The organism is Prevotella dentalis DSM 3688 (assembly GCF_000242335.1).
Classification (GTDB): domain Bacteria; phylum Bacteroidota; class Bacteroidia; order Bacteroidales; family Bacteroidaceae; genus Prevotella; species Prevotella seregens.
Genome location: NC_019960.1, coordinates 696,469 through 714,263 on the forward strand (window position 1 = coordinate 696,469; position 17,795 = coordinate 714,263).

Consider the following 17,795-nt stretch of genomic DNA (forward strand, 5'->3'; position numbering starts at 1 on the left):
GGGCGTCAGTAAATGCGTGGGCCAAAGATGAGCGAGCCCACCCGCACCATCGTCGAGCGGCATTCGGCCGCAATGCGGTAGTCGTGGCTCATGCCCCACGACCGCTCGCAGAACGAAGGGGCGTCGGCAAAATAGTCGCGTTTCACCTCGTCGAAGAAGTTGGCGGCCAGCGTCATCTCGCTGCGGATGCGCGAAGCGTCGTCCACATGGCTGGCCATCATCATGAGCCCGCAGATGCGCACATGCTCCAACGTGCGCCACTCGCCCGAGGCCAGCAGCGCGCGGCAACCGTCGAGCGAGAAGCCGTACTTGGTCTCCTCCTCGGCAATGTGGAGTTCGAGCAGCACGTCGATGACGCGGTTGTTGCGGGCTGCCTGCTTGTTGATTTCGTGAAGCAGCCTCAGACTGTCCACCGCCTCTATCATGGCGATGTAGGGTGCGATGTATTTCACCTTGTTGGTCTGCAGGTGACCGATGAAGTGCCACTCGATGTCGCGTGGCAGTGTCTCCCATTTCTTCTTCAGTTCCTGCTCGTGGCTCTCACCGAACACCCGCTGGCCGGCCTTGTAGGCGGCCTCAATGTATTCGTTGGGATGGAACTTACTGACGGCCACCAGCCGCACATCGTGTGGGAGTTCGCCGAGCACCCGTTTCAGGTTTTCCGCAACATCTGTCTGCATCATGCCTCCGGTTCGGTTGGTTCTGTTGCCTGTTCGTATTCGGGCTTGTCGTCGGCTTCGGCCTTTTGGCCGCCGAATCGGTGCTCGAACACATCCATCAACAGGGTCTCGCTGATGGCAGAAATGACGTAGTCTATCATGGTGCCGCCCATCACCTCCTCCACGTTTCTCACTGCTCCGGGCAGACTTGCGGCCTGCACCAAATAGTTCACGTTGGAGCGTTTCTCCTTTTCGGTCTTCTCGTCGATGGTGATAAATTGCAGCTTGGCCTTGTACCACTTGTCGTCTTTGGCGTTCTCGCTGAAGAAGATTTCGTGGTAGGGGGCGGGCTTCATGCCGGTCACCTTGAACTCTCCGCTGATGTAAGCCGACATCTCCTCGGTGATGGAGGCCTCGGCTTCGGTGAAGCTAAAGGCATCCACCACGTACTGTTCGGTCACGGGTTTCTGGTTGCCGTCCTCCTGTGTCTTGTCGTATCTGATCTTGATTTCAAACCAATCTGACGTTCTCGATTTCATATTCCTGTTGTTTCTGAATTGTAGATTTTATGCTTGTTTGGCGTTGTTCTGCGGGTCAAAGGCCCTGCTGTCCGCCACACCGCGGAACAGATTGTCCAGCACGCGGTAGGTATAGGCGGCGCGGTCGTGGATGGTGAGGTCGCTGCGCAGCCGGTTGCGCAGGTCGACGAGCTTGGACACGGCCCCCTGATAGTTGTCGGGGGTGATGCGGCCGCTCATGTTCTTGGCCATGGCCGGCTCGAAGCCGAAGTAGCGGATGAGCATGTCGGCAAACTGGCTGCGCTGCATGTCGGTCACGTCCTGCAGCTGCTTGTTCAGCTTGTTCTTGGGGCGGTGGATATGAAACACCAGCGCATCGGGCTCGCCGCCGCGCTGGCCGTTGTCGTAGCGCCTGTCGTAGTCGAAGTAGCAGTCGCAGAAGCCATTCTCCGCGAGCGACTTAAGTTCCTCCTTGGCCGGCTCGAGCACACGGCGCACAAAGTCGCTGAACTTACGGTAGTTGGTTTCCAGGCGCAGCATCTTGCGGAACTCCACGGTCTTGATGACCGTACCGCCCTTGTCGAGCCAGCTCTCAATGAACATGTAGATGCGCTGGGTGTAGCGGTTGCGGCAGGCAAACACAATCTGCTTGCCCAGCCGGTGATAGCCCAGGTCGAGCGACACGAGCCGCTTGGCCACCGTGCGGTCTATCTTGAGCACGGCGTATTTCTCGTAAATGCCGGCGTCCTCAGGGATGTACACGTCGCAGAGGTTGGTCACCTTGAGGTAGCTTCGCCCGTCAATCGTCTTGTAAGGTATCTCCACGGGAATGGCGGCCAGCATCTTCAGACTCTGCCGAAGCTGCGGGTAATGGTTGGGATCCACGCCCAAGGTCTTGAAGAGGGTCTTGATTTCAAGGCGTCCGTCGTTGTCGAGCTCCGCGTCCGAGAAGATCTCCGGCTCGTTGCGGTCCTTGCTTAGAATGTTGTGTAGCTTCGACTGCATGTACTCCACGATGGTCACCAAGATGCGAATCTGGATCAGGGAATAGTCATGACGCATCATCGTCACGGCAATGGGCTGCAAAAGCCACGTCTCCTCCTCGATGGGAATGAGCTCTGTCGGGATGTTGCGCTTAATGTCGCGCTTCTTTCTTTTGCCGAAATTGGCATTGTGGGCTGTCGCCTTGCCTGCCCTGACGACACTGGATTTGGTGGTGGGTCTTTCGCCTTCCATGCTTTTAATTAAATGGTTTTTAACCGCGCTTTCGTGGAGATGCCTACAAAGATAGGAACATTTTACGACATTGCCAAGCGATGAAGACTAAAAATAAAACGGCCCGAAAGATAATGAAAAAGGCCCGTATATGCACGGCAAGGCTTCCGCGCCCGGGCCGACGACGGTGCAGCGGCTTCGCGATTGCGGCGCAACGGCCGCGCGACAACGCCGTAATGGCCGCGCGATGACGGTGCAATCGCAGGGCGGATGCGCCGCCATGAATTTGGGAAGAGCGCACGCCAAGCCAGCCCCGCTGCCCAGGCGGCAGTCCGATGGCCAAGATGCCATACGAAAAAAGCAGCCTCATAGTGTTTTATGAAGCTGTTTTTCCCTTGCGGAAGGTGAGGGATTCAAACCCCCGATACCCGAAAAGGGTATACCGGATTTCGAGTCCAGCGCGATCGTTCACTCTGCCAACCTTCCTGATTGCGGGTGCAAAGGTAATGAAAAAAGGAGAAGCGGCGGAAGGAATTAACGTTATTTAAAACTAAATTATCCGAAATTCAAGGCTTCCAGTCTGCTTCGCAGCTCTCCGGCCAGGCTTTTGCGGATGGAGAGTTGGATTTCGCAGGTGTTGTCAAATGTCTGTCCGATGATGCGGGGCTGCATCTCCTTGACCACCCGCATCACGGCATTCATCATGGGATAAGAGAACCGCCAGGTCACCAACTCCTCCACCAGCCGCTCCTCCACCACGCTGTGGTCGAGGGCATCGGCGGCCGCAGCACGGTAGGCCGTGATGAGTCCGCCCGTCCCCAGGTTCACGCCGCCGTAATAACGGACGACGCAAACCAGCACGTCGGTGAGTTCGCGGGCATTGATTTGTCCCAGTATGGGCTTGCCCGCGGTGGACGAGGGCTCGCCGTCGTCCACGGCCCGGAAGTCCCAGCGTTCGGCCCCCATCACATAGGCATAGCAGCAATGGCGGGCGTCATGGTACTGGCGGCGGTAGCCGTCGAGAATGGTTTTCACCTGGTCCAAGGTTTCCACATGATGGGCAAAGGCATAAAACTTGCTTCGCTTCTCGGTGTAGTAACCTTGGGCCGGGGCGGCAATCGTCTTGAACGTATCTTCCATGTGGACAGGCGGCAAACTGCCGCCAGTAGAAATTCAGCTGAGTTTGTGAATGACAAGTCCCGAACGCAGCTTCGGCTCGAACCATGTGGCCTTGGGTGGCATGATTTTTCCGGAGTCGGCAATGTCCATAATCTGCTGCATGGACACGGGATACAGGGCCAGTGCCCAGCGCATCTCGCCACTGTCCACCCGTCGCTTCAGCTCGCCGAGACCCCGCAGGCCACCCACGAAGTCGATGCGCTTGTCGGAGCGCAAATCCTTGATGCCCATGAGTTTGTCGAGTATCAGCCGACTGGAGATGTCGACATCGAGCACCCCGATGGGGTCGCTGTCGTCGTAAGTGCCGGGCCGGGCCGTGAGGCTGTACCAGCAATGGTCCATATAGAGTGCGAACTCGTGCAGCTGTCGGGGGCGGTATTCCGCCTCGCCCTTGGCTTCGACCGTGAAGTCCTGGGCCAGTGCTTTCAGAAAAGCATCGGGCGAAAGCCCGTTGAGATCCTTGACCACGCGGTTGTAATCGAGGATGGTCAGCTGGCTGGCCTGGAAGCACACGGCCATGAAGTAGTTGTACTCCTCCTGCCCCGTGTGGGCAGCGCCCTGCCGAGCTTTCTCTGCCCCCACGAGGGCTGCGGCCGCCGAGCGATGGTGTCCGTCGGCAATATAGAGGCTGGGCATCCGGCGGAACTGCTCGGTAATGAGGTCTATGTCCTGCGTATCGGAGACTACCCAGAACCGATGGCGGAAGCCGTCGACGGGCGCCACGAAGTCATACTCGGGCTCGGTAGCGGCATAACGCATGAGAAGCGCGTCGAGCACGGCATTGTCGGGATAGGCAAAGAATACGGGTTCAATGTTGGCATCGCACACGCGCACGTGCTTCATGCGGTCTTCTTCCTTGTCCCGACGGGTCAGCTCGTGCTTCTTGATGACGCCCGTGAGATAGTCGTTCACACAGGCTCCGACCACGAGGCCGTACTGCGTCCGCCCGTTCATGGTCTGGGCATAGATATAATAATGCTCTGCGGCATCCTGCACGAGCCAGCCTCTCTCTTGGAAAAGCCGGAAATGGTCGGCGGCACTTTGGTAGACGCGCGGGTCGTACTCGGACGTGCCGGGAGCAAAGTTGATTTCGGGTTTGATGATGTGATAGAGCGATTTCTCGTTGTCGCCGGCCTCGGCGCGGGCCTCTTCGGAATCGAGCACGTCGTAGGGACGCGACTCCACCAGCTCCACGAGGTCCTTGGGGGGACGGATGCCCCGAAAAGGTTTGATTGTAGCCATAGTATCGAGGGATGAATGATGCTTGTGTGTTCCAAGAATCCCGTTTGCAGGGGCACCCACAAACGAGTGCCCCTGCAAATAGGAATCAAAAAGATAATCAGCAGACGACGCAACAATTACTTGTTGACCTGGAACTTGGTGTCGCCGTCTTTGAAGAATGCGTTAATCTGGCGGGCGGCAGCAATGCCGGCATTGGTATTGGCCTCCGAGGTCTGGGCGCCCATCTTCTTCGGTGTGGAGAAGTAGCGGCCCTCGAACCGACGGAAGTCGGCATCGGCGTCGGGCATGATGTCGGTAACGAACTTCAGGTCGGCGCGATCGGCCATCAGCTTGAGCAGTTCGGGCTCATTGATGACTTCCTTGCGGGCGGTGTTGATGAGGATGCCTCCCTTTTTCAACAGGCCGACCACCTCATAGTTGATGCTGCTCTTGGTCTCGGCCGTGGCAGGAATGTGCAGACTCACGATGTCGCACAAGCGGAACAGGTCGTCGCGCGTAGCCACGGCATGCACGCCGGCGGCCTCGATGGTCTCCTTGGGGCAATATTCGTCGAAAGCATAGACCTCCATTCCGAAGCCCTTGGCAATGCGGGCAACGTTGCGCCCCACGTTTCCAAAGGCGAGGATGCCCAGTTTCTTGCCCATCAGCTCGGAACCCGACTTGCCATTGTAGAAGTTGCGCACGGTGTAGACCAACAGACCAAAGACCAGTTCGGCCACGGCATTGGCATTCTGTCCGGGTGTATTTTCCACCACAACGCCTTTCTCCTTGGCATAAGCCGTGTCGATGGAGTCGTAACCAGCACCGGCACGAACCACAATTTTCAGATTCCGCGCAGCATCGAGCACGTCGGGGGTAACCTTGTCAGAGCGCACAATCATGGCGTCGGCATCGGCCACAGCCTCAAGAAGCTGGGACTTCTCTGTATATTTTTCCAGCAGAGCCACCTCGTGACCGCCGGCCACAGCCTCTTTCTTGATGCCCTCTACGGCCTCGGTAGCAAAGGGTTTCTCTGTTGCAATCAGTATTTTCATCGTTCTATGGATTAGGTTTGATTCGTGATTAGTGCAGGGCCTCAAAGTCTTTCATGGCCTGAACCAGTGCGTTGACACCTTCCAGCGTCTGCGCATTGTAGCAGCTGGCACGGAAACCACCCACAGAACGATGGCCCTTGATGCCCACCATGCCGCGCTCGGTGGCAAAGTCGAGGAACGGTTTCTCCAGTTCCTTGTACTCGTCGTTCATGACGAAGCAGATGCTCATACGCGAGCGGTCGGACTCGGCCACGGTGCCACGGAAGAGCTTGTTGCGGTCGATCTCGCCATAGACGAGCTCTGCACGCTCCTTGGCGCGGCGTTCCATCTCTTTCACGCCGCCCTGAGCCTTCACCCAGCGCATGGTTTCGAGCAACGAATAAATGGGGACAACGGGGGGCGTGTTGAACATGGAGCCTTTCTCGACATGTGTGCGATAGTCTATCATCGTCGGCAACTCGCGGGGAGCCTTGCCCAGCATGTCGTCTTTAACAATCACTACCGTGACACCGGCCATGGCCATGTTCTTCTGTGCTCCGGCATAAATAGCGGTGTATTTGGAAACGTCTACGGGGCGGCTCATAATGTCGGACGACATGTCGCCAACCAAAGGAACAGGAACTTCCAAATCCTCGTGCAATTCCGTACCGTAGATGGTATTGTTGGTACAAACGTGGAGATAGTCGAGATCGGACGGAATGGCGTAACCATGTGGCAAGTGCGTGTAGTTGTCAGCGGCAGAAGAAGCAACCTCGACCACTTCGCCAAAGAGCTTAGCTTCTTTTAGGGCTTTCTTGGCCCAAGCGCCGGTATTGACGTAGCCCGCTTTCTTAATGAGGAAGTTTGCCGGTATCTGCATGAACTGCAACGAAGCGCCACCACCAAGGAATATTACGGAATAACCCTCTGGAATGTCAAGCAATTCCTTAATCAGGGCTACCGACTCATCGACCACAGGCTGAAAATCTTTGGCACGATGGCTTATCTCCATCAGGGAGAGGCCCGACCCATTGAAATCCAAAATCTGCTTTGCGGTGTTCTCAATCACTTCGCGTGGAAGCATTGAAGGACCTGCATTAAAATTGTACTTCTTCATTTTAATTCTATTTAAAAGGTTTACGCGATTTCCTGTATTGGGTTTATTGATGCAAACTTACAGTTTTTCTTTGAATTAAACAAATAATTTAGCAAGTATTTATTCAGCGGAATCAATTAATGTCATATTGACACACAACAGGACATAATGCGTTTTTTTATGAAACCTGAACGCCCCGGCAGACCACCATGAGGGGCACATGGACAGAAAGCGTCACCTGATTTCCTCGATGACCGTGCGCAATCCCTTGATCTTCTCGCCACTCACTTGTCTAAGAAGACTGCCCAGACGTTCCCGCCGAACGGCCACATAGGCGTAGTGCTCGTTCACGTCAATACGACCAATCTCGTCGGATTTGAGCCCTCCTTTCTTGCAGAGGAACCCTACAATATCGCCTTTTGAAAGCTTGTCTTTCTTGCCCTTGCCTATATAAATCGTAGCCATGCGGGGCTGCGCGGGAGCAGGAAGATCGGAGGGAAGCACGCAGTCGAGGACCTGGGCATCCACATAATCGGGAATCGTTTCGCCCTCACTGAGAATAAAATAGGCATGCCCTGTCTTGTTCCAGCGGGCCGTGCGCCCCACCCGATGGATATAACCGTCCTGCCCCTCGGGAATATGATAGTGAATAATGTTCTCTATGTCGGGAATGTCGAGGCCACGACTGCCCAAATCGGTACTCACCAACACAGAGACGGAGCCATTCGAGAACTTATAGATGGCCTCCTCGCGCTGTTTCTGTTCCAGTCCGCCGTGAAAGGCTATCACCGAAAAACCATGCTCGGCAAGGTAAGAGGCTGTGCGCATCACGGAGTCTCGATAATTCAAGAACACAATACTGCTGGTTCCACCCACATGGCGAAGCAAGGCCGAAAGTGTCTCCAGCTTGTCTTTTATCGGACTATGGACAGCATAGACCGACACTCGGTCGGAAGTCTGCTCGTCGTGAGGACGATAGTCGAGAGTGGAAACAGTACGCCGACTGCCTGGGACAGACGGAACCGATTGCAGGAAAGGTGCTATCTGGTCACTGGCTGTAGCAGAAAGAAGAAGATGGCGGACACCACGTGGCAACTGCACCATCAGGGTGGCCATTTCTTCCTGAAAACCCATCTCCAGGCATTTGTCGAACTCGTCGATGACTACACAGCACACATGACGGGTCTGGATATTACCCTTGACAATATGGTCGTTCAGACGCCCCGGCGTGCCAAAGACGATTTGTGGCTTCACCTGTCGAAGCTCGCGATGCTCATCCATGGTGGGACGACCGCCATAACAGGCATAGGTTCGGAGCCCCGTTCCAAGATTCTTCAACACGGTGGCCGACTGCAGGGCCAGTTCGCGACCGGGCACTACGACTATGGCTTGCACCTCATCGCTCCGTGAATCGAAGAGTTGTTGCAAGGGCAGCAGATAAGCGTAGGTCTTGCCCGACCCTGTGGGGCTCAGTACCACCACGTCCTGAGTATCGTTGACAATGGCATGGGCTACGGCTTGTTGCATCTCATTCAACTCCAGCCTCTGCTTGCTGATGATGTCTTCTATTTGCATATCACTGGCTTTTAAATGTATTATTCTTCATCAGTTTGTCTATCTCGTCAAAACGTTCGCCCATATTCAGATTGAGATAGATGGTGTAAAGGGGGAGTCCCCACTTCTCTTTTTCCAAAGGCCTGTCCTTACGGTATCTTTCCAAATAAGGGAGTGCCTCCCTATACAGCTTGTAAATGCTTTCCCAGCGACGGGATGTTTGGAGTGTAGCCTTGTCGAGAGCCACAGCCTGATTGAACTTGGCCAGCCCGGCATTGAGCCAAGCTCCGGCAAGACTGTCGCAGCGATGAAGCAGCGACACGCTCAAGGCAAAGCTCTGGTCGTACTGCCCCATGTTGAGCAGAATAGTACTTTTAGTCAGTTCAAAGACGATGCTTGTGCTGTCAACAGCCAGTCCTTTGTCTGTCAATGCCAAAGCCTCCGCCCAGTCCTTATTTTGAGAGAAATAGTCTATCAAATGTGGGTAGAAATACGGCGAAAGCGGATACTTGGCAAAACCCTCGTGCAGAATTTCGACATATCTCGCCGTATCACCATCCAGTTGATAGGTCTCGGCCAGATATTGCAGCATCGGCTCACGGTGCAAGGTGTCTTTGAGGGCCATATAGGTGTGGTGCAACACCTTTCTGACATCGCCCTGTTTATAGGCGCAATAGACAGCCCAATAAGCCGCTTCGGGCAGTCGCCGGTCGGTCTCGCCATATCGGTAACCCCCGAAAAGTGGCTGATTGGCAGATTCCACATACTGATTGAGCAACTGATAAGCCTCGGGAAACTTCTGTTTGCGAATGAAAAAGATTCCTCCATGATACAAATTGGGACGCAGCGTGTTGAGCAGTTCTGCGTTGCCTTTGCGACGGACAAACCTGATACGGCCCTTGGAATCGGGAATAGCCTCTATGGAATCATAAGTCGCCATATCAGTAAAGAGCTTGGAAGCAACGGTAAAGAGCTGGGCCGTGTCGTATTTCTGCTTCAGATAGAGTTTTTCGTTACCCTGTTCATATTGCTTGCGCAAAGCATCGAAAAGGGTTGCCCAAATTCTCTCGTCCCGTCTGTTGACAGAATCTTGCAGTAGCTTCCGCATCATCTGTTCAGCCTTGTCCAAGTTATTTCCTTTCTTGACAAACTCCCGGGCTGTAGCTATTTCCTTTTTCTGGGCATAGGCCGACACGGGCATGGCCCATAACAGAAAGACACAACAACAGCCTGACAGCCATTTCCAGAATCCTTGATAGTTCATTTATATTTTGCCTTTCTTCTTGCTTGATTTGTTTATCCTGTTGAATTAGAAAGCGATTCTTACTGTTGTGCCCGTCGCAAACGGGAGGTCAACCTACCCAGTCCTTCCCGATCTCCCAACTTGAGATAGACCTGATAGAGCGGCTTCACCCATTCTACCTGCTCCTGTTCGGGGTCCAACGCCCCTACCCTTTCCAATTGTTGGCGCGCCGTCTCCAGTAAAGCTCTGCATGAATCCGACACTTCAGACTCGTCATCCGTCATCATCTGCTGGGCCATCGCACTATGGCACACGCCCAAATTGTAAATTGCACCGACATCATCCGGGGCCAAACTTATCGCCCGTTTATAGGCTTTGACGGCCTGGGGCCAAAGCTGCCGCTTCATCTTGACTTCGCCCAGCAGCAACCACGCCAACAAGTCGGTGCTGTCCTTGCGAACCTCGTCATAAGCAAATTGCTCCAACTCTTTCTCATGGCCAGCCGAAGAAAAATACTCCAAGAGCATGTGAAAATAGGTAGGATTCTGCGGTGCCTTGTCGTGCAACTCCAGCAGAGCTATCAGATAGCGGGCCGAGTCGTTGTGCGTCACCATCATTTCCCGCATGCACCCTACCTTGATTTCCGCAGCATCGCGGGCAAAGTTGGTGTCACGGATGGCTATGTCTGCATAGCTGTTGGCACGGACATATTGATGTCCTCCATAGGCCAACAACGCAGCATAGTAGGCAGCCTGTCCGCGAAAAGAGTCTTGCTCACCTTCAAACAAACGGCTGTTGGAGGTGCCCAAGTAGAGGTCATAGCAATGCAATGCCTCCTTATTGCGACTATGTGCGGTATAATAGAGTGCGGCCTCCATGAGTTTGCGGCGATAGGGATCCAGCCGTTTCCTATTTTGATGACGGTATTGGGCAGTCGGCCGACCATTGCTGCCAGCCTGGCTGTCATAGGCATCACAGCGCAATGCAGTCTGCATTACCTGTTGTAAAGTGGTATAGTACGTGGCTGTGTCACGGGTAGCTTTCAGATTTATGAGCAGCAATCCGACCTGCTCATTGAGTACCCGTGCAGAATCATGGCTACTCTCTCCCTGCGCATGAATAGAGAGGGAAAAAAGGAGCATGCCTGCGAAGAGCCATCGTTGCATAGAGAGAGGATACCAGAAATTACTTATCCTCATCCCACAAGTCCTCATCCACGACTTTAAAACAAGACGTAGACATGTCGTTCTCCTTGCTGAGCTGGCAATTGTCTCCGCGCTCCTCATGGATCGTCAGGTTGCCAGAAACTGCCATGATGCCCTCAGGAGATTCAATGTAATAGACCGTAATTTCAGGCTTCTGATATGTTTTCATGACTTGATGATTTTAGAAAACAATAATTGGTGCATGGAAATTCAACGGACAATAAACTTCCGCCCATTCTGTACGACGATTCCCCGATAGGAAGAACCGACCCGAACACCATGAAGATTATAGCGGAATGCCTTCGCATTAAAAGTCGCAGTGCTGGAGGATTCCATACCGCCGGCATTCACCATGGGGCCGGCCAGAGCTGTCACAACATGGTTCAAGACATAGGCCGCCTTGGCAGTCTGCGCCTTTCCCAGCTTGAGATAAGCATGATGGGCAGTATTTGTGAAAGCCCCACCATCGTCGGCACCCCAATAGAAGCCCACAGATTCCGAAGTCTTGTCGCTATTCAATGAAAGCATATAGTAGCGGGCTCCTGCATCCGCGGGCAACACTTCATCCTGATCCGTGCCGAAAAGCACGTTGTCTGCATCTTTCTCTTCAACCGTCTCAGCAGTCTCAAAGAAGTATTTACCTGGATTGGCTTTCACCACAACTGCCTCGCCGGCAGGGAGAACAGTACCGGCCGAATAAGTTTTGCTCACGACAAGCTCGCCGTGGCTCACCTTGAACGTATAGGCCGTCGCACCTGCAGGAACTTGCAAGGCACTCTGACCATTATACAAAGTGGCATAACCTGCAGTCGAAACAGCAAGTTCCAAGGGGTCGTCCACTTCCCAAACAACAACAATCTTTTCAAGATAATTGGCATTGGAATCGTCCGCCGGCCTGATGCCAAGATACGTATAATCTCCATTTGCAGAAATCGTTGAGGTCAGATGGTCGGATGAAAAAGATGCCGTCCCCAACAATTTCCCACATTTTTTCCCTTTGGGATCATAAAGCTCGTCCGACAACGAAGAGTATGGAGTATTGCTGGCATAGACATTGATCGAGACTTTCGATATACTTGTAGGTATTGTGGTAATGGAAACCGACTTCAATTTGCCACCGCTGGCAGCCGTGAAGATGCCCGCTTGCTTGGTTTTACTGAGCTGTATGGACCGACTGGCTCCACCCGGTGCCGCAAAACCATTGTAAGTTGCAGAAGAATGAAATACCTTTCCTGAGAACTGAACGTATGCGTTGCCAAAGCCGATTTCACCTTTCAGTCCCAATCCGACACGCGTCAGCGTATCGCAAACCTCTCGCCCCCAACCATTACCGGTAACAAGAAATAATAGGAGAACGAATAATGCGTAACGTTTCTTTTCCATAGGCTAATTATTCAAAAAAGTAAAACAAATTTAGGGAGATTTGCCCTTATTGGCAAATTCATTATAGAATATTAAGAATTAATATCCATTCATAACATCGACATGCTAAAAAGAAAGGATGCGGCACGGTTACCCGCGACCGCACCCCTTGAAAAGTTCAAGTATTTAGTTGTAGCCCGGATTCTGCCACATGTTGGCAGAAGCTGCTGTGTATTGCAGCACTCCGTTGGCATCTTGATTGAACGACTCGTCTGAGCGATTGGTCACAGTCTCCAGTTCGCTGAGCGGAATAGGACGATAATAATGCTTTAAGGCAACATTGGCTGAAGCCTGGGCGTTGTAAGCCTTCACGTGCTCGAGTAACGTGTGGGTGCGCTTCAGGTCGAACCAACGCTGATATTCGCCGCAGAGCTCCAGCGCACGCTCTTTCAGAATGGTCTCTATAGTGACTGTACCACTGATGGTATTGTCCTTGCCGCTGATGGCGCGAACCGTGCGCAATTGATTGATGGTGGCCAACGCATTGGCATTGGCTCCCGTCTGCATCTCGGCTTCAGCCTTGATGAGATACATCTCGGCCAGGCGCAGCACCATGATGTCGCGGTAGGAAACGTCGAAAGTGGGATAGTTCGTATCATACTGGTCGTCCAAAAACTTCTTGATACCGGGGAACGAGCACCATCCACCAATCTTATAAGAGTTGTAACGGGCGTCTCCATACACGTCGGACACTTTCTTGGCAGCCTCTGTAGGCAGGGCCTTGGCGGGATCGGAAGAGGTGTACACGGGAATGTCGCCCCCACTGGCAAACTGGATGCGATACTTGTTCTTGGCGGCAGCCTGCTCGGCCTGTCCCTCGGCAGAATTACCGTCGGTCAGGCTGTACACGATGGCAGCACCTCCACCATTGAAGTAGTTGCCGTCGGTATTATAAGCATCGTCATAGTCCACAAACTCCTGATCGCTCATATTGGGATAGTTCTTGGCATTGCCAGCCAGTTCTTTGGGAATGCGATAGCTCGTCAGCAACGTCCCGTTGTATCGCTGGTCGGTGCCCTTTACCTCATCGAGAATCTTCCAGAGATAGAGCGACGGCAGGTAACGGGTAAAGCCACGGCCGTAGGGCGAGTAGTATTTTCCCACCTCCACATTGCCATTCGTAGTGGCACTCTTGATATATGCCTTCTTGGCATCCGTGCAGCGGAAGAACACATTGGTCGTCTTCTGGCCGTTTCCACCCAAATCCGTGGCACCATTGTTCCACATGGAGACAAACATCAGGTTGGTCGCACTACCGCCGTTGCTCGAATATCCCTTGCGGGTGAGCAATGAATTAAAGGTGCCTGTGCCATTCTTGTAATAACGATAAGGAACGCAGTTGTCGAAGCCCGACGACAATGTGTTGCCATAATGCACACGGAACAGGCACTCGGAGTTGTGCTCCTCGTTGTTCATATTCCACGTGTCGGCATAGCGGTTGTAGAGCGATGCACCCGAGTTGTTGATGACGTCCGTCGATGCCTGAAGCGCTTCGGTATAGAGATTGCCGTAGCCCTCCACACTGTTGGCCCCCAGCCAGGAAGCCGCATAGAGGGCCACACGGGCGTAGAGAGCCACTGCCGAATAGTAATAGGCACGGCCTTCGCCCGTGGCATTGGCCTGTGTCATCACATTGGCCGACTTGTAAAGGTTCATCGCCTCTTTCAAGTCATCGAGGATATGCTTGTAAATCACAGGTTCCGGCTGACGCTGAGGCTTGTAATTCAAAGCGGTGATGGCCTCGCCATTATAGGGCACAGGCCCCCAGAGGGCCACGAGCTGGGCATAGTAGAGCGCACGAAGGAAATAGGCGTCACCCTGATAGGCCTGTTTCTTGGTATCGCTCAAGTTCTCGTTTTTAACCACATATTTTAGCACGTTGTTACTGACATCAATGCCCGCATAGAACAATTCCCAATACTGGTCAAGGCAGGGATTGTTGTTCACGGCATCGGTGCCCGAAGTCGACTCAAACCCCAGACTCTCCGAGGTCATGTCGTAACTGCAAAGACCTTTCTGCTTGTTGTCGTAACCATAATAGAAAAGGTCGGAGCCCATCTCTGCCAATCCCAGCGAAGGCTCCTTGCCCCACCAGCCGCGCGAATAGGCATAAGCCGACGAAACGAGGCCGTCGATGCCTGTTGAGGTGTTGTAGGTCAGGTCGGCAGTCTCGCCGGTCTTGTTGTCTTCCTCCAGAAAATCAGAGCAAGAAGTTGCCGTTACACCCAAGGCGGCAACCGTCATCAATATATTGATAAATCTTTTCATGTTGAGTAATCTTTTTAGAATGTAACATTAAGCCCGACGATCACCTGCTTCTGCAAGGGGAAACTGATGGCACCGCCACGCTCCGGGTCGTAGTCGTTGAAATGGCTGAACGTGAAGAAATTCTTCATGGAGCAATAGATACGGGCATTGCTCATCAAACATTTGCGCAGCACCGACTTGGGCAGCTGATAGGCCAAGGTAATGTCTTTAATCTTGAAATAGTCGGCCTTTTGCATCTCAATGGCATTCTTGTAAGCCGGGCCTGAACCCTTGCTGTCGGCACCGGGAGACGGAATCAGCGCGCCGGTGTTCTCGGGTGTCCAGTAGTCGAGGTCGCCCCAGTTGGATCCATCATAGGTGTAAAGACCGTAAGCGGCATACGACATGTAGCCACCCAAGCGGGCCATGGTCTGGATGCTCAGCGAGAAGTCCTTGTAATTGAACGATGTGTTCAAACCCAGAATAGCCTTGGGAGAGCGGTTGTAGACTTTCTTGTCGTTGTCATCGATCACGCCGTCACCGTTTTGGTCGATCACCTTTGGCGTACCGGGCGAACCATAATCCGAATAAGGCTTGGTAAAGGTTTTGCCTTGGCTGGTATAGTTTTGCTCCACATAGGTGTCGAACTCGCCCACTTTCCAGCACTTGTCCACTTCATAGGTGTAGTAGGCCGATACCGGCTCGTCTACCTTGAGTAGGTTGATGCCATCGACATACTGGCTAATGCCGGCCGTCAATTCGTCCACATAGTCACGCGCGAAAGTTGCCGTGGCGTTGATGTCCCAACGGAAATTCTTGTTCTGCACAGGCACACCGCCCAAGGCTATCTCCCAACCATGGCCGCGGGTCTTGCCCACATTGTTGATTTGGCTGGTGAATACCGACGACATCGGTGCTATCTTATAATAGAGCAAATCGTAGGTATGGCTTGAATAGAAGTCTACGCTTCCGTAGATGCGGCTGTCCAGGAACGAGAAGTCAAGACCGAAATCGAGGGCTGAGGTCTTTTCCCATGTCAGGTCGCTGTTGGCCATCGTCATCGGTGCCTTGTCGGTAGAATTGGGAACAATGGAGGTGATGGCGGCCAGTGTCTGGTATTCATCAATGGCGGCATTGCCCGAGAGCCCCCACGATGCACGCAGCTTCAGGTTGTCGAGCCACGATTTGGTGCCCTGCATGAAGGCTTCGTCCGACATGCGCCAGCCCGCACTCACAGACGGGAAATAGCCCCACTTGTGGCCCTTGGCCAGCACGGAGGAACCGTCGGTGCGGAGCGATGCCTGAAGCAGGTAACGCGAGAGGTAGGAGTAGTTCACACGGCCGAAGAACGACACCATGTTGCTTTTCACATAGGAAGACGTCCCGTCGGCTTTGATGATCTTGCTTACGTCATAGAACGTGCTCTGATAATAATGCTCCGCACCGGCAGAACCGTAGATGTTGCTGCCCTCCGTGACTTTCTGCGTCATCTCATGACCAAGCATGAAAGTGAAGTCGTGCTGTGCATTGAGCGACAAGTTGTAGTTGGCTGTATTCTGCCATACGTACTTGGTACTGGTCTGGCGTTCGTTCTTGATATAGGTCGTAGTGGGAGCCTGGTAGCGTCCCTGGCTCTGGTAGTCTTGGTAAAGGCCGTCGCGCCAGGTCGTGCGGTCAAGCGTGAACTGCGATCTCAACACCAGATTCTTCACAGGCGTTATCTCGGCATAGGCACTGCCAAAGAAGCGCGAGGTCTCAATGTTGCGCTGATAGTTGCCGTTCTCGTCCAAGAGGGGCGAGCAGTGGGCGGCGTACCACGGGTTGGGCTGGGCATTGATACGGCCGTCTGTCAGGTAGGCGTGCGTGATGGTGGTCATCTTCTGGGCCTGGTTGTACACACCGCCGTTGCGCTTGTCGTTGCTCTTGTAGACATAGGAGAGGCTGGCGCCCACCTTGACAATCTTGTTGATGTGGTGGTCCACATTGGCCCGGCCGGTGTAGCGGTGGAATTCGTCACCCTGCATGAGTCCCTTGTCTATCATGTCGGCCAGCGAGATGTTGAAGTTCGTCTTTTCGCCGCCGCCCTGCACCGACACCTCGTAGTTCTGCGACACACTGTTCTGCAGAATCATGTCGAGCCAGTCGGTATAGCTCTTGTCCTTGTAAATGTCTTCGGTCAGCGTGCCGTCGTCCAGTTTCAATCCGAGCACATCGGTGACCGTCGTCGTGCGCTGCGCAGCTGTCCAGTCGCCGCCCTGCAGCATCTTCTTGTAGTCGCGGGCGTCTACAAGCCGCTGCACCTCCTTGTCGCCATACATCGGCTTGGTGATGCCCGTGGCACTGTTGAAGCTCACATAACCGTTGAAACTCACCGACGTGCGGCCCGCCTTGCCGCGCTTGGTGGTGATGATGATAACGCCGTTGGCGCCTTTCGTACCGTAGATGGCCGTCGAGGCAGCGTCTTTCAGAATGTCCATCGACTCAATGTCGCTGGCAGGAATGTCGAGCGTGGAGCCATACTCCACGCCATCGACCAGAATCAGCGGCGAATTGCTGGCCAGCAGCGAGCGGTTGCCGCGCAGGTTCATGCTGATGCCGCCACCGGCCTGACCGTCTTTCTGCTGCAAATCCACACCCGGCACCTTGGCCTGCATGGCCTGCAGCGCATTGGGAGCCGCCACCTGAGCCAGGTCGCTGGCCCGCACACTGGCCACCGCGCCGGTGAGATCTTTCTTCTTCATCGTGCCATAGCCCACCACCACCACTTCGTCGAGTTGCTGATTGTCCACCGCCATCGTAATGTCGAACGAAGCCTGGTTGCCCACGGTGACGCTCTGTTCACGATAGCCCACATAACTGACGGTGAGACGCGTAGAGGGCTTTACGTCTTTCACGGTGAAATTTCCGTCCAGATCGGTCACTGCAGCGACACGGCCGTCGGCCATAACCGTTACGCCAATCATCGGCTCGCCGGAAGCATCCTTGACCACGCCGCTGATTTGTTTCTGCTGCGCAAAGGCCGTCGTGCAGAACAAACCGAGGCACAGTGCCATAGAGGTTCTTTTGATTGTTGGATACATAAATGTTTGCTTTTTGGTTTAATATATGATATATTCTCTTGTCCTCTTTGTCTTAGGTAGTCGCTATAATGCCAGCAAATGTAAGCATTATTAATGAAAAACAAAACATTTTAGACATGTTT

The 17,795-nt window shown here is 53.7% G+C and carries 14 protein-coding genes and 1 tRNA gene; all 15 read right to left on the bottom strand.

Annotated elements, in window-relative coordinates; translation table 11 throughout:
* Positions 1–5 precede the first annotated feature (5 nt).
* A complete protein-coding gene (locus PREDE_RS02820; protein WP_005843531.1) occupies positions 6–683 on the bottom strand; it encodes a YggS family pyridoxal phosphate-dependent enzyme in 678 nt (225 codons plus the stop codon).
* Positions 680–1,198, bottom strand: a complete 519-nt coding sequence (locus PREDE_RS02825) for a DUF4494 domain-containing protein (protein WP_005843529.1) — start codon at positions 1,196–1,198, stop codon at positions 680–682. Before PREDE_RS02825 ends, PREDE_RS02820 begins: the two co-directional genes overlap by 4 nt.
* Positions 1,199–1,225: 27 nt before the next feature.
* The gene (locus PREDE_RS02830; protein WP_005843527.1) at positions 1,226–2,413 is read right to left on the bottom strand and encodes a replication initiation protein; all 1,188 of its coding nucleotides are present in this window, start codon (positions 2,411–2,413) and stop codon (positions 1,226–1,228) included.
* Between the two features lie 377 nt (positions 2,414–2,790).
* Positions 2,791–2,878 (bottom strand) — tRNA-Ser (locus PREDE_RS02835).
* A gap of 69 nt (positions 2,879–2,947) precedes the next feature.
* Positions 2,948–3,532 carry an IMPACT family protein gene (locus PREDE_RS02840; RefSeq protein WP_005843525.1) on the bottom strand — a complete coding sequence of 195 codons (585 nt, stop codon included), beginning with the start codon at positions 3,530–3,532 and terminating at the stop codon, positions 2,948–2,950.
* A gap of 33 nt (positions 3,533–3,565) precedes the next feature.
* A complete protein-coding gene (locus tag PREDE_RS02845) occupies positions 3,566–4,813 on the bottom strand; it encodes a DUF1015 domain-containing protein (protein ID WP_005843522.1) in 1,248 nt (415 codons plus the stop codon).
* A gap of 116 nt (positions 4,814–4,929) precedes the next feature.
* Positions 4,930–5,847 (bottom strand): 3-phosphoglycerate dehydrogenase, encoded by a 918-nt coding sequence (locus PREDE_RS02850; RefSeq protein WP_005843520.1) that lies wholly within the window; start codon positions 5,845–5,847, stop codon positions 4,930–4,932.
* A 28-nt stretch (positions 5,848–5,875) separates the two neighbouring features.
* Positions 5,876–6,943 carry a 3-phosphoserine/phosphohydroxythreonine transaminase gene (gene serC / locus PREDE_RS02855; protein ID WP_005843518.1) on the bottom strand — a complete coding sequence of 356 codons (1,068 nt, stop codon included), beginning with the start codon at positions 6,941–6,943 and terminating at the stop codon, positions 5,876–5,878.
* Positions 6,944–7,156: 213 nt separating this feature from the next.
* Positions 7,157–8,497 carry a DEAD/DEAH box helicase gene (locus tag PREDE_RS02860; protein WP_005843516.1) on the bottom strand — a complete coding sequence of 447 codons (1,341 nt, stop codon included), beginning with the start codon at positions 8,495–8,497 and terminating at the stop codon, positions 7,157–7,159.
* 1 nt (position 8,498) lies between these two features.
* Positions 8,499–9,740, bottom strand: a complete 1,242-nt coding sequence (locus PREDE_RS02865; RefSeq protein ID WP_015298412.1) for a tetratricopeptide repeat protein — start codon at positions 9,738–9,740, stop codon at positions 8,499–8,501.
* 59 nt (positions 9,741–9,799) lie between these two features.
* Positions 9,800–10,714, bottom strand: a complete 915-nt coding sequence (locus tag PREDE_RS02870) for a tetratricopeptide repeat protein (RefSeq protein ID WP_235777463.1) — start codon at positions 10,712–10,714, stop codon at positions 9,800–9,802.
* 190 nt (positions 10,715–10,904) lie between these two features.
* The gene (locus PREDE_RS02875; RefSeq protein WP_005843510.1) at positions 10,905–11,093 is read right to left on the bottom strand and encodes a hypothetical protein; all 189 of its coding nucleotides are present in this window, start codon (positions 11,091–11,093) and stop codon (positions 10,905–10,907) included.
* A gap of 41 nt (positions 11,094–11,134) precedes the next feature.
* Positions 11,135–12,307 carry a hypothetical protein gene (locus PREDE_RS02880; protein WP_005843508.1) on the bottom strand — a complete coding sequence of 391 codons (1,173 nt, stop codon included), beginning with the start codon at positions 12,305–12,307 and terminating at the stop codon, positions 11,135–11,137.
* A gap of 165 nt (positions 12,308–12,472) precedes the next feature.
* Positions 12,473–14,614: a RagB/SusD family nutrient uptake outer membrane protein gene (locus tag PREDE_RS02885; protein ID WP_005843506.1), complete on the bottom strand. Its 2,142-nt coding sequence runs from the start codon at positions 14,612–14,614 to the stop codon at positions 12,473–12,475.
* Positions 14,615–14,628: 14 nt separating this feature from the next.
* Complete coding sequence (locus tag PREDE_RS02890) at positions 14,629–17,673, bottom strand: SusC/RagA family TonB-linked outer membrane protein (RefSeq protein WP_015298413.1); 3,045 nt, start codon at positions 17,671–17,673, stop codon at positions 14,629–14,631.
* Positions 17,674–17,795 lie beyond the last annotated feature (122 nt).

Coding starts and splice junctions, on each gene's coding strand:
- PREDE_RS02820 (WP_005843531.1), bottom strand. CDS start 683: ATGATGCAGACAGATGTTGCGGAAAACCTGAAACGGGTGCTCGGCGAA.
- PREDE_RS02825 (WP_005843529.1), bottom strand. CDS start 1,198: ATGAAATCGAGAACGTCAGATTGGTTTGAAATCAAGATCAGATACGAC.
- PREDE_RS02830 (WP_005843527.1), bottom strand. CDS start 2,413: ATGGAAGGCGAAAGACCCACCACCAAATCCAGTGTCGTCAGGGCAGGC.
- PREDE_RS02840 (WP_005843525.1), bottom strand. CDS start 3,532: ATGGAAGATACGTTCAAGACGATTGCCGCCCCGGCCCAAGGTTACTAC.
- PREDE_RS02845 (WP_005843522.1), bottom strand. CDS start 4,813: ATGGCTACAATCAAACCTTTTCGGGGCATCCGTCCCCCCAAGGACCTC.
- PREDE_RS02850 (WP_005843520.1), bottom strand. CDS start 5,847: ATGAAAATACTGATTGCAACAGAGAAACCCTTTGCTACCGAGGCCGTA.
- serC (WP_005843518.1), bottom strand. CDS start 6,943: ATGAAGAAGTACAATTTTAATGCAGGTCCTTCAATGCTTCCACGCGAA.
- PREDE_RS02860 (WP_005843516.1), bottom strand. CDS start 8,497: ATGCAAATAGAAGACATCATCAGCAAGCAGAGGCTGGAGTTGAATGAG.
- PREDE_RS02865 (WP_015298412.1), bottom strand. CDS start 9,740: ATGAACTATCAAGGATTCTGGAAATGGCTGTCAGGCTGTTGTTGTGTC.
- PREDE_RS02870 (WP_235777463.1), bottom strand. CDS start 10,714: ATGCAGACTGCATTGCGCTGTGATGCCTATGACAGCCAGGCTGGCAGC.
- PREDE_RS02875 (WP_005843510.1), bottom strand. CDS start 11,093: ATGAAAACATATCAGAAGCCTGAAATTACGGTCTATTACATTGAATCT.
- PREDE_RS02880 (WP_005843508.1), bottom strand. CDS start 12,307: ATGGAAAAGAAACGTTACGCATTATTCGTTCTCCTATTATTTCTTGTT.
- PREDE_RS02885 (WP_005843506.1), bottom strand. CDS start 14,614: ATGAAAAGATTTATCAATATATTGATGACGGTTGCCGCCTTGGGTGTA.
- PREDE_RS02890 (WP_015298413.1), bottom strand. CDS start 17,673: ATGTATCCAACAATCAAAAGAACCTCTATGGCACTGTGCCTCGGTTTG.